Below are 1063 nucleotides of genomic sequence, written 5' to 3' on the forward strand. Positions count from 1 at the left end.
GGGTGGTGGGGGTGGTTTGAAGTAGTGGTTTTGTTGGGGTTTTTGGTGGGGGTCGAGGTGTTTTGGGGGTGTGTACCAGGGTGTGCCGTTGATGGTGGTGATGGTCCATTGTTCTTTGTGGATCAGGTGGTGGTGGCCGGTGCAGAGGAGGGCGCCGTTATCCAGGTCTGTGGTGCCGCCGTGGGACCAGTAGGTGATGTGGTGGGCTTCGCACCAGGGGGCGGGGATGGTGCAGTTGGGGAAGGTGCAGCCTTGGTCGCGGGCGGTGAGGGCGAGGCGTTGGGTGGGGGTGAAGAGCCGGGTTTTGCGGCCGAGGTCCAGGATTTCGCCGTGGGTGCCGAGGAGTGCGGGGATGATGTCGGCGTCGCAGGCGATCTTGCGGAGCGTGGCCGCGGCGACGGGTCCGGTGAAGACAAAGTTTCCCGTGCCGGTGCCGGGTGGCTTCTCACCGGTGTGGGGGAGGAGGTCCTGGTAGTTGATGGTGGCGATGATTTGGGGTCGGTTGCCGCCGGTGCTGGGCAGGCCGTTGGTCGCGAGGGCAACCTTGGCTGCGCCGACGAGGCCGTCGAGTTGTTTCTGTGGCCGGGTGCGGCGGTCCAGCTCGGGGTCGTTCTCGTTCCACACTTCGTCTTGCCCGGTGCCGGTACTGGTGGTCGTGCGGGGGTTGGTGGCAGCCGTAGTGCCGGTATCCGTGCCGGTTCCGGCTTCGGTGCCGGTACTGGTGGTGCGGGGGTTGGTGGCGGTGTTCATGACGGTGAGGAGGTGTTCGTATTGGTCGGTGGTGGCGTAGATCTCGAGGTGGTGCAGGCCGTGGCGGGGTTTGCGGATGAACGCGCCCTGGGTGTGGCGGAGGGTTTCTTCGCTGGGTTCGGTGCCGTCGGCGTCGATGGTGTCGGCCCAGCGGCGCGCGATGCGGGCGAGGAAGTCCGGGTCGGCTGTCGCGGCGGTGGTGGTGAGGTTCTCCTCGATCAGCGCCAGTTTCTCCGGTGTGGTGAGGTGCTGGAGCCGGTGCAGGGTCAGGCTGATGATGGTCCCGGCCTTGGAGGACACGGCAGGACCGACC

Annotated in this window: 1 protein-coding gene; it reads right to left on the reverse strand. The window is 66.3% G+C overall.

What is annotated here, in order from left to right:
* Positions 1 to 1063: HNH endonuclease signature motif containing protein (locus CXQ88_RS21360; protein WP_146069271.1), on the reverse strand; the 1063-nt coding region annotated here is incomplete at both ends.

Origin of the sequence: Arthrobacter sp. ZGTC412, from assembly GCF_002929215.1 — a bacterium.
In the GTDB taxonomy this organism is placed as follows: Bacteria; Actinomycetota; Actinomycetes; order Actinomycetales; family Micrococcaceae; genus Arthrobacter.